Here is a 2245-nt window from a genome sequence, read left to right as displayed (position 1 = left end):
CCCCTCCGACTCCCCGTCCGTCCGACTCCCGCCCGCGCTCCGCCCCGGGACCGCCCGACTCACCGTCCGTCCGACTCCCGCCCGCACCCCGCCCCGGGACCGCCCGGGCCGCCCGGCCCACTCTCCTCGCACCGCCCGTTCGCCGTGCCCGTCGCAACCAACCGGACCACCCGAAGGACCGTCCATGGATCTGAGCCTGTTCTATTTCGCGCACGACTCCACCGCGCCGGGCCAAGCCGGCCGGTACGAGCTGCTGATCGAGGGAGCGAAACTCGCCGACCGGTCGGGGCTCGCCGCCGTGTGGACGCCGGAGCGGCACTTCGACCCCTTCGGCGGGGCCTACCCGAACCCGGCCGTGCTCGGCGCCGCCGTGGCCATGTGCACCCAGCGCGTGGGCATCCGGGCCGGCAGTGTCGTCGCCCCGCTCCACCATCCGGCGAGGATCGCCGAGGAGTGGTCGGTCGTGGACAACCTCTCCGGCGGCCGCGCCGGGGTCGCCTTCGCCTCCGGCTGGAACACCGTGGACTTCGCCCTGCGCCCGGAGAACCACGCCGACCGGCGCACCCTGGTCCGCGACACCGCCGAGGAGGTCCGCCGGCTGTGGCGCGGCGAGGCCCTCGCCACCACCGACGGTCTCGGGCGGCCCGTCGAGATCCGGAGCTACCCGCCCGCCGTGCAGCCCGAGCTGCCGGTCTGGCTGACGTCGGCCGGCGGTGTGGACACCTTCCGGGCCGCCGCCCGGATGCGCGCCGGCATCCTCACCCACCTGCTGGGCCAGTCCCTCCAGGAGGTGGCCGGCAAGATCGCCGAGTACCGGCGGGTGGCCGCCGAGGAGCACGACGGCTGGACCGGCCACGTCGTGCTGATGCTGCACACCCTGCTCGGCGACGACCTCGACCAGGTCCGCGAGCAGGTGCGCGAGCCCTTCACGAACTACCTGAAGAGCTCCGCCAACCTCACCGCCAAGTCGTTCACCGGCAAGGACATGGACCTGTCCGAACTGAACGCGGACGACATGGACTACCTCGCGGCCCGCGCGTTCGACCGCTACTTCGAGACCGGCGGGCTCTTCGGCAGCGTCGAGCGGGCCGCCGAACTGCTCCCGCACATACGGGCGCTGGGCGTCGACGAGATCGGCTGCCTCGTGGACTTCGGAGTGGAGTCCCGGGCCGTGCTCGACGGCATCGACAAGCTCGGAAAGCTGAACGAGATCATCTCCCGATGAGACAGGAGACGTCATGAGCACCACCCTGAGTGCAGGCCGGACCTGGGTCCCGCACGAGATCACCGGCGCCGGGGCCGAGGGCCAGGACCTCGCCGCACACCTCGCCGAACTCGGCGCCGACCGTCTCACCGAGCTGCTGACGGAGCACAAGGCGCTCGTCTTCCGCGGGTTCGGCGTCACGCCCGACGCGATCGAGCCCGTCCTCGACCGGCTGCTGCCCAACCGGCTGCCCTACGTGCACGGCAACTCCCCCCGCACCCGGGTGCGGGGCAACCTCTACACCTCCACCGAGTACCCGCAGCGCTTCACCATCTCCATGCACAACGAGCTGAACTACGCCCGCAGGTGGCCGGCCCGGCTCGCCTTCTACTGCGAGAAGGCAGCCGAGTCCGGGGGCGCCACCCCGGTCGTCGACGGCGAGCTGTGGCTCGACTCCCTCGACGCCGAGGTCCGCGAGGCCTTCGCCGGCGGGATCCGCTACGTGCAGAACCTGCACGACGGCTACGGACTCGGCAAGAGCTGGCAGGACACCTTCGAGACCGACGACCGCGCCGAGGTGGAGCGGTTCCTGACGGCCTCCGAGGCCGAGTGGGAATGGGGCCCGGACGGCATCCGCGTGGTGCAGCACCGCCGGGCCACCACCACGCACCCGGTGACGGGCGCCGAGGTCTGGTTCAACCAGGCCGACCAGTGGCACCCGGCCGGCCTCGGCGACGAGACCTCCAAGGAGCTGTACGAGATCCTCGCGCCCGAGGAGTTCCCGCAGTACGTCACGTTCGCCGACGGCACGCCCATACCGGACGCGTACATCACCCAGATCCGCGACCGGGGCCTGGAGCTGGCCGTGGACGTGGACTGGCGGTTCGGCGACGTGCTGGTGATCGACAACGTGCTCACCGGGCACGGCCGCCGACCCTTCGAGGGCACCCGCCGCATCCTGGTCGCCATGTCCGACTGACCCGTCCGGCGCGGCGACCGCGGCCCCGTCCTCCCCGGCCACCGGGGTGGACGGGGCCGCGG

The 2245-nt window shown here is 72.4% G+C and carries 2 protein-coding genes; both read left to right on the top strand.

Going from position 1 to position 2245, the window contains the following annotated elements; translation table 11 throughout:
• Positions 1 to 184: 184 nt before the first annotated feature.
• The gene (locus V8690_RS22925) at positions 185 to 1225 is read left to right on the top strand and encodes a MupA/Atu3671 family FMN-dependent luciferase-like monooxygenase (protein ID WP_338781631.1); all 1041 of its coding nucleotides are present in this window, start codon (positions 185 to 187) and stop codon (positions 1223 to 1225) included.
• Positions 1226 to 1238: 13 nt separating this feature from the next.
• Entirely contained in the window at positions 1239 to 2183 is a 945-nt protein-coding gene (locus tag V8690_RS22920) for a TauD/TfdA family dioxygenase (RefSeq protein WP_338781629.1), read from the top strand.
• Positions 2184 to 2245: the final 62 nt, after the last annotated feature.

It is taken from the genome of Streptomyces sp. DG1A-41 (assembly GCF_037055355.1).
In the GTDB taxonomy this organism is placed as follows: Bacteria; Actinomycetota; Actinomycetes; order Streptomycetales; family Streptomycetaceae; genus Streptomyces.
This window is presented reverse-complemented; position numbering and strand designations above follow the sequence as displayed.

What these genes read in the sequence shown, in the direction of transcription:
- V8690_RS22925 (WP_338781631.1), top strand. Translation starts at nt 185, where the DNA reads ATGGATCTGAGCCTGTTCTATTTCGCGCACGACTCCACCGCGCCGGGC.
- V8690_RS22920 (WP_338781629.1), top strand. Translation starts at nt 1,239, where the DNA reads ATGAGCACCACCCTGAGTGCAGGCCGGACCTGGGTCCCGCACGAGATC.